22 protein-coding genes are annotated in these 21,420 nt (G+C 48.0%); 12 read left to right on the forward strand and 10 right to left on the reverse strand.

The window, feature by feature from the left end; translation table 11 throughout:
• Window positions 1-14: 14 nt before the first annotated feature.
• The gene (locus OCU49_RS09400) at window positions 15-2,858 is read left to right on the forward strand and encodes a bifunctional diguanylate cyclase/phosphodiesterase (protein WP_261844722.1); all 2,844 of its coding nucleotides are present in this window, start codon (window positions 15-17) and stop codon (window positions 2,856-2,858) included.
• Between the two features lie 92 nt (window positions 2,859-2,950).
• Here OCU49_RS09400 and OCU49_RS09405 read toward each other — a convergent pair whose 3' ends face one another.
• A complete protein-coding gene (locus OCU49_RS09405) occupies window positions 2,951-4,702 on the reverse strand; it encodes a DEAD/DEAH box helicase (RefSeq protein WP_261844723.1) in 1,752 nt (583 codons plus the stop codon).
• A gap of 189 nt (window positions 4,703-4,891) precedes the next feature.
• Between OCU49_RS09405 and OCU49_RS09410 the strand changes: the two genes are divergently transcribed.
• Complete coding sequence (locus tag OCU49_RS09410; protein ID WP_261844724.1) at window positions 4,892-5,203, forward strand: MGMT family protein; 312 nt, start codon at window positions 4,892-4,894, stop codon at window positions 5,201-5,203.
• A gap of 31 nt (window positions 5,204-5,234) precedes the next feature.
• Here the strand turns inward: OCU49_RS09410 and OCU49_RS09415 are convergent, their stop codons facing one another.
• From OCU49_RS09415 to purM, 4 genes are all read right to left on the reverse strand, one after another.
• Entirely contained in the window at window positions 5,235-5,498 is a 264-nt protein-coding gene (locus tag OCU49_RS09415) for a YfcL family protein (protein WP_261844725.1), read from the reverse strand.
• A gap of 69 nt (window positions 5,499-5,567) precedes the next feature.
• Window positions 5,568-6,293, reverse strand: coding sequence for a DUF3108 domain-containing protein (locus OCU49_RS09420; RefSeq protein WP_261844726.1), 726 nt, complete (start codon window positions 6,291-6,293; stop codon window positions 5,568-5,570).
• A gap of 2 nt (window positions 6,294-6,295) precedes the next feature.
• On the reverse strand, window positions 6,296-6,961 hold the full coding sequence (gene purN / locus OCU49_RS09425; RefSeq protein ID WP_261844727.1) for a phosphoribosylglycinamide formyltransferase: 666 nt from the start codon (window positions 6,959-6,961) through the stop codon (window positions 6,296-6,298).
• A gap of 3 nt (window positions 6,962-6,964) precedes the next feature.
• On the reverse strand, window positions 6,965-8,020 hold the full coding sequence (gene purM, locus OCU49_RS09430; protein WP_261844728.1) for a phosphoribosylformylglycinamidine cyclo-ligase: 1,056 nt from the start codon (window positions 8,018-8,020) through the stop codon (window positions 6,965-6,967).
• A 167-nt stretch (window positions 8,021-8,187) separates the two neighbouring features.
• Here purM and OCU49_RS09435 point away from each other — a divergent pair, with 167 nt between their 5' ends.
• The 8 genes from OCU49_RS09435 to OCU49_RS09470 all read left to right on the forward strand — a co-directional run bounded on the left by OCU49_RS09435 (window position 8,188) and on the right by OCU49_RS09470 (window position 14,729).
• A complete protein-coding gene (locus OCU49_RS09435) occupies window positions 8,188-9,258 on the forward strand; it encodes a DUF2066 domain-containing protein (protein ID WP_261844729.1) in 1,071 nt (356 codons plus the stop codon).
• A 31-nt stretch (window positions 9,259-9,289) separates the two neighbouring features.
• Window positions 9,290-10,408 (forward strand): AI-2E family transporter, encoded by a 1,119-nt coding sequence (locus OCU49_RS09440; RefSeq protein WP_261844730.1) that lies wholly within the window; start codon window positions 9,290-9,292, stop codon window positions 10,406-10,408.
• Window positions 10,409-10,562: 154 nt separating this feature from the next.
• Window positions 10,563-11,267, forward strand: a complete 705-nt coding sequence (gene hda, locus OCU49_RS09445) for a DnaA regulatory inactivator Hda (RefSeq protein WP_261844731.1) — start codon at window positions 10,563-10,565, stop codon at window positions 11,265-11,267.
• A 39-nt stretch (window positions 11,268-11,306) separates the two neighbouring features.
• A complete protein-coding gene (locus OCU49_RS09450) occupies window positions 11,307-11,555 on the forward strand; it encodes an RNA recognition motif domain-containing protein (protein ID WP_261844732.1) in 249 nt (82 codons plus the stop codon).
• Window positions 11,552-12,274 (forward strand): TIGR01621 family pseudouridine synthase, encoded by a 723-nt coding sequence (locus tag OCU49_RS09455; RefSeq protein ID WP_261844733.1) that lies wholly within the window; start codon window positions 11,552-11,554, stop codon window positions 12,272-12,274. Before OCU49_RS09450 ends, OCU49_RS09455 begins: the two co-directional genes overlap by 4 nt.
• Window positions 12,275-12,283: 9 nt before the next feature.
• A complete protein-coding gene (locus OCU49_RS09460; protein WP_261844734.1) occupies window positions 12,284-12,499 on the forward strand; it encodes a hypothetical protein in 216 nt (71 codons plus the stop codon).
• A gap of 16 nt (window positions 12,500-12,515) precedes the next feature.
• Complete coding sequence (gene tcdA / locus OCU49_RS09465; protein ID WP_261844735.1) at window positions 12,516-13,316, forward strand: tRNA cyclic N6-threonylcarbamoyladenosine(37) synthase TcdA; 801 nt, start codon at window positions 12,516-12,518, stop codon at window positions 13,314-13,316.
• Window positions 13,317-13,457: 141 nt separating this feature from the next.
• Window positions 13,458-14,729: a sensor domain-containing diguanylate cyclase gene (locus tag OCU49_RS09470; RefSeq protein WP_261844736.1), complete on the forward strand. Its 1,272-nt coding sequence runs from the start codon at window positions 13,458-13,460 to the stop codon at window positions 14,727-14,729.
• 5 nt (window positions 14,730-14,734) lie between these two features.
• Here the strand turns inward: OCU49_RS09470 and OCU49_RS09475 are convergent, their stop codons facing one another.
• Complete coding sequence (locus OCU49_RS09475) at window positions 14,735-15,601, reverse strand: LysR family transcriptional regulator (protein WP_261844737.1); 867 nt, start codon at window positions 15,599-15,601, stop codon at window positions 14,735-14,737.
• Between the two features lie 185 nt (window positions 15,602-15,786).
• On the opposite strand from OCU49_RS09475, the gene OCU49_RS09480 reads away from it, so the two are divergent.
• Complete coding sequence (locus OCU49_RS09480; protein WP_261844738.1) at window positions 15,787-16,662, forward strand: HalD/BesD family halogenase; 876 nt, start codon at window positions 15,787-15,789, stop codon at window positions 16,660-16,662.
• Between the two features lie 46 nt (window positions 16,663-16,708).
• Here the strand turns inward: OCU49_RS09480 and OCU49_RS09485 are convergent, their stop codons facing one another.
• The 4 genes from OCU49_RS09485 to arsC all read right to left on the reverse strand — a co-directional run bounded on the left by OCU49_RS09485 (window position 16,709) and on the right by arsC (window position 19,848).
• The gene (locus OCU49_RS09485; protein WP_261844739.1) at window positions 16,709-18,385 is read right to left on the reverse strand and encodes a SufS family cysteine desulfurase; all 1,677 of its coding nucleotides are present in this window, start codon (window positions 18,383-18,385) and stop codon (window positions 16,709-16,711) included.
• Window positions 18,386-18,486: 101 nt separating this feature from the next.
• Window positions 18,487-18,879 (reverse strand): DUF2069 domain-containing protein, encoded by a 393-nt coding sequence (locus OCU49_RS09490; protein WP_261844740.1) that lies wholly within the window; start codon window positions 18,877-18,879, stop codon window positions 18,487-18,489.
• 21 nt (window positions 18,880-18,900) lie between these two features.
• The gene (gene wrbA / locus OCU49_RS09495) at window positions 18,901-19,500 is read right to left on the reverse strand and encodes an NAD(P)H:quinone oxidoreductase (protein WP_261844741.1); all 600 of its coding nucleotides are present in this window, start codon (window positions 19,498-19,500) and stop codon (window positions 18,901-18,903) included.
• Complete coding sequence (arsC, locus tag OCU49_RS09500) at window positions 19,501-19,848, reverse strand: arsenate reductase (glutaredoxin) (protein ID WP_261844742.1); 348 nt, start codon at window positions 19,846-19,848, stop codon at window positions 19,501-19,503.
• A gap of 231 nt (window positions 19,849-20,079) precedes the next feature.
• On the opposite strand from arsC, the gene OCU49_RS09505 reads away from it, so the two are divergent.
• Window positions 20,080-21,354, forward strand: coding sequence for a virulence factor BrkB family protein (locus OCU49_RS09505; protein ID WP_261844743.1), 1,275 nt, complete (start codon window positions 20,080-20,082; stop codon window positions 21,352-21,354).
• The last annotated feature ends 66 nt before the right edge of the window (window positions 21,355-21,420 follow it).

Consider the following 21,420-nt stretch of genomic DNA (forward strand, 5'->3'; position numbering starts at 1 on the left):
TGTGGGCAATAAGTATGGAAGTAGTGTGGCGGCTTATATGGATTGTGTGTGTTTATGGGATGCTGAATCAGCAGCCTGTATATGCCCATACGCCGGTAGATGAAGAGCCTGTAACACAGCATCAGCAGTTAGTTATTTCCGATACCGGTAGTCAAAGCCGGATAGACTCTCTGAACATAGTATATAAGCCCCAGCCCTGGGAGGCTTTGGGTGGCTATTTGCTAATTATTGCAGGCATTATTTTTTTAGTATTCATTGTTGTTTTGTTATGGAATACCAGCCTCCGGCGCGAAGTAAGCAGGCGTCGCCGAACTGAAATAGCGTTACGGGAAAGCGAGCAGAGTTTGCTGCAGTCGCAACGAATTGCTGCAATTGGCTCCTGGCAGTTATCAGTGACCGACAGGGTAATGAGTTGTAGTGATGAAATGCACCAGATCCTTGGTGTTGCTCCCGAAGCGCTTGATAATTGCTATAAGCAGTTTCTTGATACGATTCATGAAGATGACCGCTTACGGGTCGAAAATTATTTTTATACAACGGTGCAATATCAGAATGACCTTGATTGCCAGTTCCGGATCATGGGTGCTGATGGTGGTATCCGTTATGTGAAATGTCAGGGCAAGGTTTCTGCGGAGACAGTGCACGGCACACTTCAGGATATTACTGATCGCCATTTATCTGATCTTTTTTTTCAGGGCTTTGCACGTCAGGTGACAGGTAACCACGGTACTGATTATTTTATCGCTTTGGCAGGTTTGCTGGCTGAGACCTTTAATGTGGCTTACGTCATGGTTGGTGTAATTAATCAGTCAGATCCGGGGAGGGTGGACAGCCTTTGCCTGATTGCCAAAGGGAAAGTTGTTAAAGATTTCTACTATCAAATGGCTGACACGCCCTGTCAGAAGGTGCTTGAAAATCACGTCTGTTTTTACGCCCGGGAGCTACGGTTAAGGTTTCCGGATGTGGCTGTTTTACAGCAGATGGAGGCTGACAGTTACGCAGGTATTCCCATGTTCAACTCAGAAGGGAAGTGTAATGGCCTCATAGTCATGCTGGATCAGAAGCCTATGCTCCACGAGCAGGCGACGCTATCAATTTTACAAGTAGCTGCCAGCAGGGCCAGTTCTGAGCTTCAGGAGCTGGAAGCTGAGCGACAGTTAAAGCTTACGTCGCTGGTGTTTGAGAATACTCAGGAAGGCATCATTATTGCTGATGCTGCTGGCTGTATTATTCGGGTTAACCGGGCCTTTTCTGAAATGTCCGGTTTTACAGAGGCTGATGTGCTGGAAAGGCGTCCCGAGTTTTTATACAGCCGTGCTCATCATGATCACCATTTTGTATTTCATTTGCGTCAGGTTCTGAATAAAAAGGGGCGCTGGCAGGGCGAGTTGTGGAATCAGCGTAAAGATGGGTCGGTTTTTCCTGCTTTGCAGAGCATAGAACGAATCAGTGACAGCGGTGGCAAAGTTCAGCATTACATCAGTGTCTTTACGGATATTACTGAAAAAAAAGCGGATGAAGAAAAGATTCAATATCTGGCGCATTTTGATGCCATAACCGGATTGCCTAACAGGGTACTGTTTAATGACCGGTTGCATAAAGCTATTCAGAGAGCCAGACGTTTTAAGCGTCAGGTAGGTTTGATGTTTCTTGATCTGGACAGGTTTAAATATATTAATGACACCTTAGGTCATCCTGTTGGTGATATGTTGTTAGAAAGAGTTGGGATGCGCCTGCAAAAAAGCATTCGCCAGCTAGACACAGTTGCAAGGCTTGGAGGCGATGAGTTTGTAGTTATCGTAGAAGATCTGGATAAAGTCGATACGCTGAATCTGCTGGCAGAGAAAATTATGCAGACCTTATCGCAGCCTGTTCAGTTGGAGTCTCATCGGGTGAGCGTGCATAGCAGTATTGGTATGAGTTTGTTTCCGATGCATGGTGATAATGCTGAGCAATTAGTAAAGCATGCTGATATGGCTATGTATCATGCCAAAGAATCAGGACGCAATCAGGCTGTGCTGTATGTGCCTGAATTAAGTGTACGTACCTATGAGAGCTATTCGCTTGAGCGCAGCTTGCGCCATGCAATTGATACCACGCAGTTACGTTTGCATTACCAGCCGCAGGTGCGTTTATCCGATGGTCGGTTAGCGACGGTAGAGGCATTGGTTCGCTGGCAGAAAGATGACGGGTATTTGGTTGAGCCTGATCAGTTTATTCCGCAGGCAGAAGAAAATGGCCTGATAATCCCTCTGGGAAAATGGGTGTTGCAGCAGGCATGCAGGCAAATGAAGTGTTGGCTGGATCAGGGCCTGAACATACGTGTGGCTGTCAATATTTCAGGGTTGCAAATCATTAATGGTAACTGGCTGGGTACCGTTAAAGAGGTGTTGGAAGAAACCGGCTTGCCTGCCTGTAATCTTGAATTGGAAATCACTGAGAGTTATGTCATTCAGCACATAGATCAGGTTGCTGAAGTATTAGCTAAGTTACGTGCATTGGGAATACGTATCAGTATTGATGATTTTGGTACTGGGTATTCATCGCTGAGTTATCTAAAGCTGTTGCCGGTTGATGCGTTGAAAATAGATCGCTCTTTTCTGCAAGATGTGCCCAATAGCCATAGTGACGGTAAGATTATTGCCGCGATTATTGCGATGGCAGCTCAGCTTGGCTTGGATGTTGTGGCTGAAGGTGTCGAGAACGCAGCGCAGCTGAGTTTTCTGTCACAGCGGGACTGTGATTTAGTGCAGGGATATCTGATTGCTTCACCACAGTCTGTAAGCGAATTGGATGAATGGCTTGTGCGGCATTACAGGCATGAATCCACAACAGTACGCAGGAGTTTGGTGGAGTAAATGCTGAGGTGTATTGTTAGTATTGTTCAATTAAGTACCAAAAAGCCCTGCGTATGCAGGGCTTTTTTATCATGCGTTCCTGAAATCAGGCTTTATTCGCCACGGTCGTCACGACGGCGTGGGCGGCTCTTATCGTTATTTCTTGGCTTGCTTGAACGTGGCTTGCGCGGCGCGCGTTCTGGCAGTTCGCCTTCAAATAAAGTGATATTGGTTTTCTTACGGCAAATAAAGATATTCTGCAGGTGCTTCAGAGTATCTTCAGGCATGCCTTTTGGCAGCTGAACTGTACTGAAGTCATCGTTCAGGCGGATATCGCCAATGTGACGGCTGTTAATATCAGCTTCGTTTGCGATTGCGCCAACAATGTTTTTAACCTGAACACCGTCGTTACGACCAACATCCAGGCGGTAAACATCCATATCTGCACTTGGCATGCGCTCACGGCGCTGTTTGCCATCACGTTCGCCACGCTCACTGCCACGTTCGTTGCGGTCATTACGTTCACGACGCGCACGTGGTTCTGGCTCAGGTGGCAGAATCAGAGGTTTCTCTTTCTGTGCCATATACAGCAGGGCAGAGGCGAGATCCAGAGTTTCCAGTTCAGTGTCGGAAGCCAGTTGATCAATCAGCTCACGGTATACAGACATATCTTCATTGGTGAAGATGTTCGCGATCTGTCCACGGAATGATTCCAGACGCTTGTTCTGAACCATATCACGGGAAGGCAGGTCCATTGTCTCGATTGGCTGGCGGGTAGCACGTTCGATTTGCTTCAGCAGGCGACGTTCACGTGGCGCTACGAAAAGAATCGCTTTACCATCACGACCGGCACGGCCAGTACGGCCAATACGGTGCACGTATGCTTCGGTGTCGTAAGGAATGTCGTAGTTAACAACCAGACCAACACGCTCTACGTCCAGGCCACGTGCTGCAACATCAGTTGCAACCAAAATGTCCAGTTTTGCATCTTTCAGGCGCTGAACTGTACGCTCACGCAGTTGCTGGTTCATATCACCATTCAGTGCTGCTGCAGCGTAACCACGGGCTTCAAGTTTTTCAGCGAGTTCAGTGGTTGCTGTTTTGGTGCGGGCGAAAATGATTACGCCGCCGTACTCATCAGTTTCCAGAATACGTGCCAGGGCGTCCAGCTTGTTTACACCGGAAACGATCCAGCATTTCTGCTCGATGTTTTCCATTGTGGCTGTTTTAGACGCAATCTTTACTTCCTGAGGATCACGCATGTAACGTTTGGTAATGCGACGGATCTGTTCAGGCATAGTTGCTGAGAACAGAGCAGTCTGACGGCTTTCCGGTGTTTTCGCCATAATGGTTTCAACATCATCGATGAAGCCCATGCGAAGCATTTCGTCAGCTTCATCCAGAACCATTGCTTGCAGGCTGTCCAGTTTCAGGGTGCCACGGTCTAAGTGGTCCATGATACGGCCAGGCGTACCAACGACAACGTGTGGTCCACGGCGCAGTTGCTTCAGCTGGATGTTATAGTTCTGACCGCCGTAAATTGGCAGTACGTGGAAGCCCGGAATATGGCGAGCATAAGCCTGGAATGCTTCTGCAACCTGAACCGCCAGTTCGCGGGTAGGTGCCAGAACCAGTACCTGTGGCTTGCTAACCGACAGGTCAATGCGGCTTAACAGAGGTAAAGCAAATGCTGCGGTTTTACCCGTACCCGTTTGAGCCATACCCAGCACGTCCTTGCCGGACTGTAATAAAGGGATACAGCTGGCTTGAATCGGAGACGGGGTTTCGTAACCGAGTTCGGTAATAGATTTAAGGACGGCTGCAGGTAGATCAAGATCGCTAAAGGCGACTGGGGTATCGGACATATCAGGTAACACCGGGGGAGTATTTGAAAGACGCGATATTATACGCGTGATTGTTTGAAAAAGCTCATGTTATTTATGGATCGATACAGGTTTTCTGGCTTTTGGGTGGAATTCCCGCGCTATGTTGCTGTCGCAATCTGTGATGGCTGAGTATGATGCGCTTAAACAGAGTTACCAGAGAACGGAATTATGGCTGTAAATGAAATGCATCAGCGGGTCTGGCAGGTATTAGGTCAGATTCCGGCTGGTAAGGTTGTAACTTACGGACAGGTAGCGGAGCTGGCTGGATTGCCGGGCCAGTCACGAATGGTTGGTCGTTGCCTGGGGAAGTTGCCGGAAGGTTCTCAGTTGCCCTGGCACCGGGTTATTAATTCTCAGGGCAAGATTTCTTTACCGGTCGGAAGTGAGTCTTATGACTGTCAGGTAGGGCGTCTGCAAGAGGAAGGTGTAGCGGTTATAAATGGTCGTATAAAGTTGTCGGTGTATCGTTGGCAGCCCTGAAGCTGTATTGGGGCTGCGACCGGAAAGATATTTAACTGGCTGCGTTTAGCTGTTGCCAGACATTCAGAATGTCTTCTTTATCAGTATCTTCAAGGTGATCAACTTTAAATGCTTCGGCAAGGCTGTGTTCAACGCCGGACATGAATTCCTCAACTGTATCGCCTTCTGCGCTACTAACCAGGCTAATGTGCCCTAACAGATAGCTGTACGTGAAAAGCTGTTCGCTTGCTGCGCAGGCTTCCATGCTAAGTAGTTGCTGATACACAGCTTCGGCGTGAGTTTTGTATGCGTTCATTAATTCGGACTTGTAGTGTGTTATATCTTGTTAGGCTAATAGGTGTGCTGATGCGGAGCTTTTCAGGTATCAGTTCAGTGCTTTGATTACCAGGGAGTAGCTCTTGCCGTCGGTTTCCGTTTGTAACAGTTTAACTAACTGGTAATTCAGTTCCGGTGCGAACCAGATCCATGTTTCCCGTTTGCTGTCTGAGCCTCTGTCGCGGCGCAGTTTTACTGCCTGGAAGTTACCTAAAGCTGTTTCTACAGTTTCTTCGCCTTCGTGGATAAAGCGATAGGTTTTTAAGCGGTCGCCATCTGCTACCTGATATTCCAGCTTGTCGCGTTTGTTGATCAGGTCAAGACGGAGTTGCAGCTGGTAGCTAAGCTTATCCAGTGTACCTAGAGGGATTTCCATTTGCTGTGGGGTATCGCTGATCGGATTGCTTACCAGGCTGTTTTGCCAGTCAAAGTCCAGTTCTGCGCGGCGTTTTTTGCCCAGTACTTTACGTTGGTAGCGATAGCTTTGCGGTTCAACGCCTTCCGGGGTGAAACGTAACTTACTGCTTTCGCTCAGGCTGGCAACCATTGCGCTTGCGTTCAGACTTAATTGCCAGCCGCTTTCTATTTGCTGGAGTTGTCGTACCGCTTCGCCGCTAAGAGAAAAGCCAAGATCCCATTCAGATGCATACACTGCTTTATAGGGCTTTACCTGTACTCCGGCACTGTGTACGGCAGATAAAGGCAGAGCTATCAGGCATAAAATAGAGATTTGTGTGGCTGTTTTTTTAAATGTGCGGCGGAAACTGAATGGCATGCTTACTCCGTGTATTGATAACCCTGGCTGTCCAGACTGATGCCGTCGAGCTGAACCTGTCCTGAAATCAGTTGCAAGCGATCATTGCAGAACCATTCTACTGCTAACGGATAAATATTATGTTCCTGACGATGTACCCGCTGCTGCAGTGTGCTGGCGTTATCTTCAGGCAAAATATCTATTGCTGCCTGAATAGCCAGAGGGCCACCATCCAGTTCTTCCGTCACAAAGTGTACGGTGCAGCCATGTTGTGCTTCTGCATCATCGAGTGCGCGTTGGTGGGTGTTGAGCCCCTTGAACTTGGGTAGCAGAGAAGGGTGGATGTTGAGCATCCGGTCGGAATAGCGGTTGACGAATTCCGGCGTGAAAATACGCATGAAGCCAGCGAGGATTACTAAGTCAGGTGAATGGCTGTCAATTTCAGCAATCAGTGCCTGATCAAAGCTGTCACGGTCAGAGTAATCTGTGTGACGGATAACGCAGCCAGGGATATCTGCCTGACGGGCCCGTTCCAGGCCGTATGCATCATCTTTATTACTGATGACCATTTGTATGTTGCCGTTAATGCGCTGTGCATTAACGGCATCAATAATGGCTTGCAGATTGGAGCCGCTACCTGAAATCAGGACAACGATTCGTTTTGCTGCAGAGGTCATTGTGCTGGTCATCAATTAAGACTCCACACCCAGCAATTCAACCTGTTCTTCGTTAGCGTTGGCGCTGGCGATATGGCCAATCACCCATGGGCTTTCACCGGCATCTTGCAGAATCTGCAGGGTTGCATCAGCTTTATCAGCAGGTACTACGACAACCATGCCTACACCGCAGTTCAGTGTGCGGTACATTTCACGGTTTTCAACGTTGCCCAGTTGCTGAATCCAGCGGAATACTTCAGGCATGACCCATGACTGAGTATCAATAACGGCTTTAGCGCTTTCTGGCAGAACACGTGGAATGTTTTCCAGCAGGCCACCGCCAGTGATGTGAGACAGGGCATTAACCTGGCTCTTTTTAATCAATTCCAGCAATGGTTTAACGTAAATACGGGTTGGTTCCAGCAGAGCTTCTGTCAGAGGTTTACCGTCTACTTCACCGCTCAGATCTGCGCCACGTACTTCGATGATCTTACGGATCAGAGAGTAGCCATTTGAGTGAGGGCCGGAAGATGGCAGGCCGATGATAGCATCACCGATGCTTACCTTAGTGCCGTCAATGATGTCAGCTTTCTCGACAACACCGGTGCAGAATCCTGCCAGATCATAGTCTTCGCCTTCGTACATACCAGGCATTTCTGCAGTCTCGCCGCCAACCAGGGCTGCACCGGCCAGTTCACAACCTTTGCCAATTCCGGAAACTACGTCCGCAGCTATGTCTATGTTCAGCTTGCCAGTGGCATAGTAGTCGAGGAAGAAGAGAGGCTCTGCGCCAGCAACAACAAGATCGTTAACGCACATAGCAACCAGGTCGATGCCGATGGTGTCATGTTTGTTCAGATCCATTGCCAGGCGTAACTTGGTGCCGACACCGTCGGTACCTGAAACCAGAACTGGCTGTTTGTAGCCAGCAGGGATTTCACACAGGGCTCCGAAGCCGCCCAGGCCGCCCATTACTTCAGGTCGGGCTGTGCGTTTAGCAACGCCCTTAATGCGGTCAACCAGAGCGTTACCCGCGTCGATATCAACGCCGGCATCTTTGTAGCTGATAGAGGTATTGTCAGTCGTAGACATAGTGTGTGAAAACCCATTCTAGGAGGTTACTGTAAAAATTTGGCGCCATTCTATCAGGTTGCTCTATGGGGAGCTATGTGTGGTAGAGTTTGAAACCTATTTTTTTGGTACTTATTTTATTTATCGTTCGCCTGTCAGAGGCGCCACGTAAGGGATGTATTTTGTACATGAAAAGTATTTGTAGCCGTGTAGTGTTAGCAATCTCACTGTTGGTGGGAAGTGTAGTACAGGCAGCAGTGGTTGATAATTTGTATCAGTCGGAATTATTAGTGCCAGAGCAATTGGCGCAACCAACCGATAAGCAGTTAAGTGAAGCGCTGCGGGATGTGTTGGTAAAAGTGTCTGGTCGCAGTCAGATAGCAGGTAATGCGAAAATCAGTGAAGCACTTCAGGCTCCGGCGGTTTATTTGCAGGGCTTTGCATACGAGTCAACTCAGATTCCGGTTGCTGCCGGAGATGGCCGTGAAGTACTGGGCTTACGTCTTAAACTTGCTTTTGATACACAGGCTATCAGTGGATTGTTGAGTGAAGCGGGACTGTCTGCTGTTGGTGGGGGCCGGCCGGGAGTATTGGTTTGGCTGGTTGCAGAAGGGCCTGAGCGTCCCAGGGATTTTGTAGCTGCTGAAAGCGAAATCGTCAGCGAACTTCAGGCTTTGGCAGCACAGCGTGCTTTGCCTGTGTTGTTGCCGTTGTTGGATCTGGATGATCAGCAGGCATTGTCACCGGGCGATATCTGGGGAGCATTTCAGGAACCGGTGAATCAAGCCTCTGCGCGATATCGGCCAGATGCTGTCCTTGTTGGTCGTCTGCAGCGTCTGGCTAGTGGTGCATGGAATACCCGCTGGCAATTGTCTTACCAGGAACGTCATCAGACATACGCGCCCACAGGCAGTCTGGCGGAACAATTGGAAGCTGTTGTGAATTCGGTGGGGGATCGTCTGTTAGGAGGTACTTCTGTTGTTGAAAGCAATTATGTAGAAGATGGCATAGTGCTGGAGATCAGCAAATTGAATAGTATTGATGATTATCTGCAATTATTGACCTATATGCGGGAACTGCAGCCTGTTGAGCAAGTCTTACCTGCGCAGTTGGAAAATGACACTGTGACATTGCGGGTTGAAGTGCAGGGCGGCGTACCGGCATTGTTGGAAGCTATCCGGCTAAATCCACGCATTCAGTCTGATTCAGTATTGCCTTCAGCTACAGTTGCAGGGCCGCTGTATTATCGCTGGCAGTAACCGCTATATATTTTGGTAAAGGGACGACAATATGAAACTGACTGATTCACAGCGTTGGATGTTTATTTGTGTGCTGGCGGTGACCGGGGGGCTGGTGTATTTGCTTCAGCCGATACTTTCCCCTTTTATAGTAGGGGCGTTGCTGGCTTATATATTTGATCCTCTTGCTGACCGGCTCGAAGATAAAGGTATGTCCCGTACCGGTGCGGTGGTTATTGTATTCGGTATTATCAGTACATTAGTGATGGTTTTATTGCTGCTGTTACTGCCAAAGCTGGGGCATCAGATACAGATCATGGTGCAAACTATTCCTGCGGTTATTACTTTATTTGAAACTAAGTTAGTGCCCTGGCTGGAGTTGAACCTGGGTGTTTCGCTGGTGAGCTTTGACTGGCAGAACGTTCGTCAGATTTTGAGTGGTAATTGGCAACAAACCGGTAATGTGCTGAAAGATGTGATGAACAGTATCGGTCAGTCCGGTATAGCCGTAGCTGCCTGGCTGGCGAATTTAGTCCTGATTCCGGTAGTAATGTTCTATCTGTTACGTGACTGGGATGTGATGATCGATAAGATCAGTCACTTATTGCCACGTAATGTTGAGCCAAAGGTAAACTTGTGGGCGACTGAGTGTGACGAAGTTTTAGGCGCGTTCGTTAAAGGTCAGTTATTGGTGATGACTGCGCTGGGCACTATTTATGCAATTGGCTTATGGCTGGTTGGGCTGGATTTGGCATTGTTAGTTGGTATGTTGGCGGGTCTGGCGAGCATTGTGCCTTATATGGGCTTTATCATTGGCATTGTGGCGGCCATCATTGCCGCGATGCTGCAATTTAATGATCCAACAGTATTGGCGTGGGTAGGTCTGGTGTTCATTATTGGCCAGATGCTGGAAGGTATGGTGCTAACGCCATTGCTAGTTGGTGACCGTATAGGTTTACATCCTGTGGCAGTCATTTTTGCTATTATGGCTGGTGGGCAGCTATTCGGTTTTGTGGGGATTTTGATTGCGCTTCCAGTAGCGGCGGTTATCATGGTTTTACTGCGTCATTTGCATGATGGCTACCAGCGCAGCAGTCTTTATGGTGACGCTAAACCGGCTTCGAACCTGGTTAATGCTGAAGAAGCAGTCAAGGATGTTGCCGGGGATTGAACAGGCACCTTTTTTTGCGTTTCGAGGCGTAGTACCATACGCGAAATTTTTTATGGTCAGGCTGGCATGTGTAGGTTATTTTTCCTCTTTAGCCTGACTGACAGCAATTTCTGATCAGATATAACTGGATTTGCCAGCTCCGATTTTTGAATAGATGAATAACCCTGTACCTATCCAATTACCTTTAGGCATCGCTTTGCGCGATGATGCGAAGTTCGAGACATACTTGAGCCGGGGTAATGAGCTTGTCTGTAACTACCTGGCTCAGGTAGCAAACGGCGAAGGCGATCTTTTCCTTTATCTTTGGGGAACTCCCGGCGCAGGATGTTCGCATCTGCTGCAGGGTGCTTGTCATGCCAGTGATCCGGCCGGGCGTACGGCGGTTTACCTACCGCTGGATGAACTGATTGATCTGGGGCCCGGAGTGCTGGATGGAATGGAGCATCTGGATCTGGTCTGTCTTGATAATCTACAGGCGATTGCGGGTAATCGTGAGTGGGAAGAGGCTTTATTCCATTTCTTTAACCGTATTCGCAGTGAAAATAATTTTCTGGTTGTCGCAGCGGATCGAGCGCCGCGACAGTTAGGTATAAAGTTACCGGATCTGGCATCCCGTTTTACCTGGGGGATGGTGTTTCAGGTTCAGGGGCTGGATGACGACGGCAAAGTGATTGCGCTTCAGGTACGGGCTCAGAGCCGGGGTTTTGAGTTGTCTGAAGAAGTGGCCCGTTTTCTTATACACCGCGCCAGTCGTAGTATGCAGGACCTGTTTGATTTGCTGGATCAGCTGGATAATGCTTCTCTTAGTGCGCAGCGTAAAGTTACTATTCCGTTTGTGAAGCAGGTGCTTGGCTGGTAATCGCTATACTGAGTATTAGCAAATTTGCCAGGAGGGCCTGTGAAAATTATTCTTGAAGGTTTACCCCGTGAAGTTTCTGATGCTGATATCAGAGATTTTCTTGAAGGTTATGTCGAAGTTCTGGAACTGGAAATTTACGCCAGTCGTCAGGGGGAGCATAGCAGTGCCTGGATTACTATAGTTGCCAGCCATGCTGAAGCTCACTGGGCTGTAGGCCGTTTAAATGGCCGGTATTGGCGTGAACGTACAGTAAAAGCTTATATTTCTCTGTTCTCTGATAATCAATGACAAAATACCTGCCTGTTGAGGGCTTCCCAGACGGTATTCAGCTTATTGCTGATACTGAAGATTTTCTGTTAATCAATAAACCGGCGGGTATCTCTGTTCATAAAGATGATCAGGATGCTGGCTTAGTGATGTTATTGCAGACGGGATTAAAACTACCAGAGCTTTACTTAGTCCACCGCCTGGATCGGATGACATCCGGGCTGCTGTTGCTTGCAAAGCGTAAAACTGTTGCTGCTGAGCTGGGGCGACAGTTTGAGCAGCGCCGGATGACGAAGTTTTATATGGCGTTAAGCCAGACTAAACCCAAAAAGAAACAGGGCTTGATTTGTGGCGACATGCTTAAAGCCCGTAGAGGTAGTTGGAAACTTGCACCGTCGCAGGATAATCCCGCTCTTACTCAGTTTTTCAGTCATGGTTTAGGTGGCGGTTTAAGGGTTTTTCTATTGCGACCGGTGACAGGAAAAACTCATCAGTTACGCGTTGCTCTCAAGAGCATTGGTGCGCCTATTCTGGGTGATAGCCGATACTCAGGCGTGGCAGCTGAGCGCGGTTATTTACATGCTTGGTATCTTGGTTTTGAATTATCGGGCCAGATTTATCGTTTCAGTTGTGTGCCGCAGGAAACTGAATGGAGACAGGCTGAGTGGCCAGATGCCTGGTCTGAACCTGAGCTACTTGCCTGGCCGGAAATAAAGTCGAATAAGCTTGTTAAGCAGTAAGGACGTAACATGAGTGAAGAGCGTATAGAGCGGGATTTTATGAACCGTGATGAACAGGAGCGCCGGGCGTTTCTGGAGCAGACCTGGTGTGATAAATGCCTGCAGGAAAACCTTGGCATGAAAGAGCCTGCTGAGTATGAATACAAAGGTATAGTGTTCATTGAAGGTAAGTGTAACCAGTGTGGCGAAATAGTTCTGACTGAACTGACAGACGAAGAATTTTGACAGAGAGTTTTACGGCGTGACGAATCAGACTGATCCTCGTTTTGGTGGTATTGAGCGGTTATATGGCGCAGCGGGTTTGCGTTTATTTCAACGGGTTAATATCTGTGTTATCGGTATTGGTGGTGTGGGTTCCTGGGTTGCGGAAGCATTGGTTCGCTCAGGTGTTCAGAATATTACGCTGATTGATCTTGATGATATCTGTATTACCAATGTGAACCGTCAAATACATGCGCTTACCGCGACTGTAGGCGAGTCTAAAGTTGAAGTGATGGCGCAACGGCTGAAAGCGATTAATCCTGCCTGCGAAGTCACGGAAGTGGATGATTTTATAACGCTTGAAAATATTCCTGAATTAATTGGTCAGCAGTTCGATTATGTAATTGATGCTATCGATAGCGTGAAAGAAAAAGCAGCGCTAATTGCGCATTGTAAGCGTCGTAAGCTGGGTATTATTACCGTTGGTGGCGCCGGTGGTCAGATAGATCCGACCCGGATAGATATTTGTGATCTGAGCAAAACTAATCATGATCCGCTGGCAGCGAAAGTCCGTAGTTTGCTCCGCCGTGAGTATAACTTCAGCAAAAGTGGCCGTCGTTTTGCAGTCGATTGTGTCTATTCTACAGAGCAGTTGGTGTATCCACAGCCGGATGGATCTGTGTGCCAGATGAAGTCCGTACAGGATGGTAATACCCGCCTCGATTGCAGTGGTGGATTTGGTGCGTCTACTTGTGTGACAGCGAGTTTTGCGTTTGCTGCTGTGTCCCGTGTATTGCAAAAGCTGATTGAAAAGGCCCGTCGTGAAAATAGCTTAGCCTGATATTATTCTTTTGTTTTCTGGTCATTAAGTTCAACTGGTAAGTAATACCGGTTGAATGGTGTTTGAAATTTGTACACTTCTGTGGTCTAAATAGGCGTTCTTCGAATAGCTGATTATCAGTGAACGGCCAGGATCAACATCGTGTGCGACGTCATCCCCGATACTGAGTTCTACACTGCATTGCTGAATCACAGCAGCGATGGTCTGTGCCTGTTAGACGCATCCAGCGGTCTGATACGGATGGTTAATCAGCCTTTGTGTTGTTTACTCGAACGTTCAGAAGAGGGTCTTACTGGCAAGTCGTTTGAGGCTTTGTTCAGTTATCGGTGGTCGGGACTCGTGAATACCCGTCAGGTGCAATATCTGGCGGCGGCTAAACCTCTGTCTTTAGAAATCAGCATTAATCCTTTTACCTGGCAGTCTGCAAGTTATGGTGTCGTAACAGTAAGGGACATTACCGCTCAGTTGCATAGCCGTGAGGCTTTGGTTGAAACCGGGTTGCAGCGGAACTTTGCTCTGAATGATGTTCTTGACGGTTTATGGGAAGTTAATCTGCGTACTAATGAAGTGTATATATCCTCTGAGTTTAAACGCATTATGGGCTTTCCAGCGGAAAAGACGCATTTCGGCCTGGGTGAGTGGCAGCAGCAAATTCATCTGGATGATTGTGTCAGGGTAATGGAGATAATGAATGCTCATCTTCAGGGAAATATTTCGCGCTTTGATGCTGAGTACCGCTTAAAAACCTTTCCAGGTGACTATGTTTGGGTGCGTGACCAGGGCCGGGTATACGAACGGGATGAGCATAACCAGCCTTTGCTTATGGTGGGTATGGTACAGGATATCAGTGCTGCCAAAGCTCAGGAAGTTCAACTGCGCCGTCAGGCCAGCTATGATTACCTGACTGATTTGCTGAATCGCAGAGCGGGCTATATGCATTTTCGTAAGCAGTTGAGTTATGCGCAGCGCTATGGGCGGCAATTCAGTATAAGTCTGATCGATCTGGATCACTTTAAAACAATCAACGACAGCTATGGTCATCAGATTGGCGATAAGGTGCTGAAACATCTGGTCGCACGTATATCATCACAATTACGCCAGTCAGATACACTGATGCGGTGGGGCGGTGAAGAGTTTTTGTTGCTCTTACCGAATACTGATGCAGCGGGTGCATTGCAGTTAGTGGAGCAGTTACGTGTGAGTGTTAATGATAACCCGATGCAGGTTGCAGATGGCGGTGTTCACTATACTTTCAGTGCCGGTGTAGCCAGTTTCCCTCAGCATGCTGAACAGATGGATGCACTGATTAAGTTGGCAGATGATGCTTTGTATGTTGCAAAATCTGCCGGCCGTAATCAGGTCTCTGTCAGTGATGAAGTCACCGAGATCGCGCAGGGTGAGCTTTCTGTCTAACGAATTTATTCGTATTTAATCGTTTGATTGTCTGCGATGGCCTTCAGGCCTTTTAGCGTTGTTTCAATCAATTCACTGTCGCTCGGCGATTCCTGATATACCAAATAAGTTGGCCGCTGAAATATTGGCGCCTCTTTAACCTGATGCAGCTTTCCAGCCTGAATCATAGGTTCAACTGAGCTGGCAATAAAGTAGCCTGAGCCGCCGTGGTTCAGAATATGCTGTAGTCCAACACTGCTGAGTCCTACTGTTAGTTTTGGTACCGGTACATCGGCGAACGCCAGGCTGTGCTGGGCGCGGAAGCTATCACCCCAGTCGACAAATATGTATCCGGGTACTCTACCGGGAACAACCTGTCTGGGTTCGGTTGAAACCAGTATCAGGGGTTCGCTCATATAAGGTTCTATCGTCAGTTCCGGCCTTTGTTGCGGATCGTAGAGAATAGCGACATCGATCAGCCTGTCCCGTAGACGGTCCATAAGAGTAGTCGAGTATTCTGCCAGTACATGTGTGGCTACGTTCGGTGCCTGCTGTTCCATCCAGGCCAGCCATGGCGGTGCGATTTGCTCCCAGTGATTGAGCTGTAACCCCAGATTTACTATTGCTTTAAGATCGTCTGGTAGCGCTATTTCCTGGCGGGCCCGGTCCCAGGCGCGAACCGATGTAAGCGCATGGCGGTGAAAATGATGGCCTGCTGCAGTTAGTTCAGCGCCATTTCTGCGACGTAAAAATAATTCCCGGTTAAGGCGGTCTTCCAGGGCTTTGATTCTTGCGCTGATAGTGGATTGAGTCACGCAAAGTTTATCCGCAGCCAGCTGAAAGCTGCCGGTTGCTGTAACTTCCAGGAATGCGCGCATGTGCTCTATATTCATAAAACCTCTGAAACACTGCTCTGTTAAGGCTCACAGTTACGACTGTTGTTCTTTTTAAATATCGATTTTGTCGATATTAACATTAAATTATATTTGTTTGTTTTATGGAAGAGCTTGTTTGATATTAATCACAACGGTATCTGGCTAGGCCAGAAAATGAATATCAGACACGGAGATAAAAGAGCATGAGCGGGCAAGAAGTGATTCAGGCTGACCCTGTGCGGCTGGAGGATATTGTTGACCTTGAGCGCTATCCTATTGATCAGTTGGATCATCCGGACACTCAGGCATTGTTGGCACATTGTCGGGCTGAGCTGAACGATATTGGCTGTGTAGTTATCCGTAATTTTGTTAAGCCTTCTTCGCTGCAGCGGATGGCTGCTGAAGCTAAGCGATTATTGCCGGAGACTTTTTGGTCGCAGGGAAGCCACAATCCGTATTTCACACCGGATGATCAAGGCCTGCCAGCGGAACATCCAAAACGTTTTTTTGAACGCCGTGAGAGTGGTTACATTAATTCAGATGTGCTGGAAGCTACGTCGGATTTACGTGAAATATATGAAGATCCTAAAATGCTGCGTTTTGTGGGCGAGTGTCTGAATATCTGGCCGTTGTATTGTTGGGCAGATCCATTAGGGCGTAATCCTTATTCTGTAATGGATTCCGGGCATTACTTCCCATGGCATTTTGATGGCAATGAATTCACTGTGAGTATTCTGGTACAGGAGTCAGAAAGTGGTGGTTGTTTCGAGTTCGCCCCGGATATCCGTAACCCGGAAGATGAATGTTTTGATGATGTAAAAGAAGTGTTGGAAGGTGGGCGAGATAAGGTGCATCAGTTGCAGTTGCGCCCGGGAGATTTACAGTTATTTAAAGGACGTTTCTCAATGCACCGTGTCACCCGTATAGAAGGAGATACGATGCGTATTATCGCCTTACCGACTTATTCAACTGATCCTCACACTGTAAACCGGCCTAAGCATTCAGAGCATTTGTATGGACGTGCTATGCCGATTCACTATGAGCGGGAGAATATGCGAGTGGATACCCTGGCGGATTAACAAGATTACTTCCGGCTGACTGAAGGTGCTTTTCAGCTAAAAAATCTTAGCTGGTAGTGATGTTTTGTATACGTTCAATAATCGCCAATAAGCCATTGCCTCTGGAAGGGCTTAGATGCTTCATCAGCTGCAGGCGTTGCAGATAATCAGGGATATCAAAAGTCTGTATTTCTGCAGCGGTTTTGCCATTAAGGGCGGCCAGTAGCAGTGCGATAAGTCCGCGAATCACCCGGGCATCGGCATCAGCACTGAACCAGTACCGTCCATCCTTATCTAGTTGGAACTCCAGCCAGGCCTGGCTTTCACAGCCTTTTACCAGATGTTCACTGGTTTTACTTTTACTGGTCATATGTGGCAGCTGCTTTCCGAGCTGCATTATTTCCCGGTAACGGTCATTCCAGCTGTGCAGAGGCTCAAGTTTGGCAAGTATTACTTTGGCGTCAATGTCTTTACCGAATGGATTGTCGGTAAAAGCTTTGTCGCTACTGACAGTTTCTGCGACAGGAAAGAAGCCGCTGGATGTCAATTGATGAAGAGCATTGGCAAAGCGTTCGACATCATCCAGGGTGTTGTAAGCGGCAAAAGAGGCGCGAATCGTCCCAGGCAGTCCCAGTTTTTTCATCAGCGGCATGGCACAGTGGTGTCCGGTACGAACGGCAATCCCATGCTGGTCAAGAATTAACCCTACATCCTGCTGATGATGGCTGGTCAGCTGGAATGAAAGAATCGCAGCGTTTGCCGTTGGTGTGCCTATTCGGTTAAAGCCTTTGATTTGCTGGCAGGCTTTTATAGCATGCTGCAGAAGTGCTTGCTCATGGCTGGCAATTGCGCGACGGTCTAAGTTGTTGAGCCAGTTGATTGCAGTCATTAGCCCAATGGCGCCGGAGATGTTGGGCGTGCCTGCTTCAAACTTGAAAGGCAGGTCATTGTATTCAGTGTGTTCAAAGCTGACACTACGGATCATTTCGCCACCACCTTGCCAGGGCGGCATTGCTTCGAGCAATGCCTGGCGGCCGTACAGCACGCCAATACCTGTGGGACCGTACATCTTATGGCTGGAAAATACGTAGAAATCACATCCTAGCCGCTGTACATCTACCTGCAAATGCGCGACGGCCTGAGCACCATCAACAATTACTGTTGCGCCGGCAGCTTTTGCCTGCCGAATCATAGCTGCCAGTGGATTTACTGTGCCCAGTGCATTGGAAACATGGGTTAGCGCAACGATTTTGGTTTTGTCAGAAAGCAGATTACCGAACGCTTGTTGATCAAGGTCACCGTTGCTAAGTATGGGAACTACTTTAATGATGGCGCCGGTTCGCTGTGCAAGCATTTGCCAGGGCACAATGTTTGCGTGATGTTCCAGTTCTGTCAGTAAAATTTCATCGTGCTTTTGTAGCTGATCTGTCAGACATTGGGCGATGAGGTTGATGCTTTCTGTGGTGCCGCGGGTCCAGATGATTTCTTTAACACTGGCGGCGTTTATAAAGGTCTGAACGCTTTTTCTGGCGGTTTCAAACTGCAGTGTTGCCCGCTCACTTAAGTGATGTGCACCACGATGCACATTGGCATTGTCAGTTTGATAGAAATCCTGGACGGCCTTAATGACTGAGGCAGGCTTTTGAGTAGTGGCAGCGTTATCCAGATAAACCAGTTGCTGGTCGTGAATCTGCTGATCCAACAGTGGAAACTGCTGGCGAATGTCTGTCACTGAAAAACTCAAAATAATGACTCCGGAAAATACTGCTGGTCGCTAAGATGCGGGTTATTACGAAGAGCCGGTTAAGTCTGCAGACTCTTCATCTGCCAATCAGATTACTCAAATTATTGAGTTTTCTGAGCCGCTAGTAGTTTTTTCAGTTTACTCTGCCAGCGAGTGAACATCATCGCTGCAGTGAACAGACTGGCTACCAGCAGAGTTTCGATTAATCCCAGTAAACTGTTAGGTCCGCTGGACATCGCAATTTGCACTGCGTGCATAAAATAGATGCTGACAAAAAAACACAACCAGATATGTCCGCGTAGGTTTCTTTTCATTATGACCGGATAAAACAGGGCCAGTGGAATCACCTGAAATGCCCAGATAATGTAAGGATTAGCGGTAGGTGGTGGCGAAATTATCAGATACCAGGCCGTCAGAAACAGGATGAGCCCAAAGTAGCTGAGCAATGTGGCGGCACGGCTAATGTTAACCAGGCGTTGTAGTGTGGCTTGCATGGGAGGTTTCATCCAGTATGGTTAATTCGCTGTGAGCAGTTGTTTCGCCAGCCGACCAAGGCGCTTGCCCTGAGCCTGACACAGATTGCGTTCAGCATTGTCCAGGTCGCGACCGTCTTGACCGGCAACATGGGTTGCGCCGTAAGGTGTACCGCCCTGAGTTGTGCTGAGCAGATCTGATTCAGAATATGGAATACCGGCCATCAACATACCGTGGTGCATTAATGGCAACATCATACTCAGTAAGGTGGTTTCCTGGCCGCCGTGTAAGCTTGCGGTTGAGCTGAAAACACAGGCTGGTTTGTCGATCAATGCACCGCTTAGCCATAGGCTGCTGGTACTGTCGATGAAGTACTTAAGGGGGGATGCCATGTTACCAAAGCGGGTAGGGCTACCGAGTGCCAGGCCGCTACAGTTTGCCAGCTCGGTTTCAGTACAGTAGATATCCCCTTCGGCCGGGATGGTTGGTGCAGATTGTTCGCTGTTAGCGGATACTTCAGGAACCGTTCGTAGCAGGGCATCTATGCCACTGGCTTCGATACCCCTGGCAATTTGCTGCGCCATCGTGCGGGTAGCACCATGGCGGCTGTAGTAGAGAACCAATACGTATGGTGAACTCACTTAGAGAATCTCCAGTACCGATTCCGGTGGCCGACCAATACGTGCCTGACCATCTTTGATAACGATAGGACGTTCAATCAGCTTCGGAAATTCAGCCATGAGTTCGATAATCTGGTCTTCGCTGAGGGTTTCATCTGCCAGATTATTATCAGCATATTCAGCTTCACCGGTACGTAGTAGTTCCCGGGCGCTAATACCGAGCTGCTCCAGTATGCTTTTGAGTTCCATTTCAGTTGGTGGATTTTCAAGATACAGACGAATATCAGGTGACACGCCATTTTCTTCCAGCAGGGCCAGAGTAGAGCGAGATTTAGAGCAACGTGGGTTGTGGTAGATTTCTGCAGACATAGCACCATACCTTTTTAGATAGTGAGCAAACTGGCCGTTACTTTTGCAACGGCGCATTTATAATAATGATGCGTCAGGCCTATGATACATATGTTTAAATAGGTGGCGCTGACAGGCCTTATTGTATACAGCTTAGCGTTGGGTCTAAAGCGTCTGAAGCTATGATTTAGCAGTTTTTAAGAGGGTGAACAGAAGATGTCGGGCAGAAATATTTCTGATGAGCAGGGACCCATGGACAAGTTACGTGCTGGCGGTGCTTTTTTACGTTATTTATTCCGACAGTTTATAGAAAACAAAGGTGTGCTGAATGCTTCTGCACTGACGTACACCACTTTGTTTGCTGTGGTGCCTTTAATGACTGTTACCTACGCGATGCTGGCGATAGTGTCGCCATTTCAGGGGGCAGGTGAAGAGTTGCAAAGCTGGATTTTTGATAATTTTGTGCCGGCAACCGGTAATGTTGTGCAGGAGTATCTGAACAGCTTTGCTGCACAGGCTAAGCAATTGACAGTAGTAGGTATAGTAATTCTGGTCGTTACTTCAATCATGATGATGAAGAATATTGAGGCGGCTTTTAACCGTATCTGGCGAGTCGGGGAGCCACGTAAAGGCTTATCCAGCTTTTTGCTTTACTGGGCAGTACTCAGTCTTGGGCCAATTTTGATTGGTGTGGGGTTGTTTGTGACGTCTTATGTGGCGTCTCTGTCATTATTCACCAGTGCGACTGAGCTGGTGGGTAAAGGGCGGTTACTATCTATGTTGCCAATGTTGCTTTCTGCTGCAGCGTTTACTTTGTTATATGCAGCAGTTCCAAACTGTAAAGTACCGCTTAAAAATGCCCTGATCGGTGGCATTGTTGTTGCGCTTTTATTTGAAGCAGCCAAGCGTGGTTTTGCTTTCTTTGTGACTGAATCACCTTCTTATCAATTAATTTACGGCGCCTTTGCTGCGGTTCCGCTGTTTTTAGTGTGGATTTATATCAGCTGGATGATAATTTTGCTGGGAGCTGAGCTTACCCGTGCACTGAGTATTTATCGGCATGAACTGGATCCTGCTGAGCATTCCAGACTGCATACTTTGATAGCTGTATTACACCGTTTATGGCAGGCTCAGCAGTGGGGCAAGTCACTGGATGAGCGAATTTTATTGCGTCAGGTGGAGGGTTTAGATCAGAGTCGTTGGGATGAATATGTGCGTTTACTAACGCCTGGTATTATTCGTCGCACTGATCAGGGGGAATATATTCTGGCGCGGGATTTGGGTAGCCTGACTCTGGACCAGTTACAGCAACGCTTGCCGTGGCCATTGCCGGATGCTGCAGAGGTGGCTGCTATGGAAGTTTGGCAACGCCGCCTGAATTCTCGCTTGAATGATGTAACAGAGCACCGTCAAGCATCGCTGGATATAAGTCTGGAAGTTTTGTTTGCTGAGCCTTCTGAAGACAAGACAGATATTGAATCTGCAGCTAAGCTGAAGACCCCGGGTGTGGGCGATGGCAGGGACTGAATAGTTTCAGTAGTGACTGTCTTTTGTATTTTAATATTTCTGCGCTTAATATCCACGGCAGCTAAT

It is taken from the genome of Aliamphritea ceti (assembly GCF_024347215.1).
Lineage (GTDB): Bacteria > Pseudomonadota > Gammaproteobacteria > Pseudomonadales > Balneatricaceae > Amphritea > Amphritea ceti.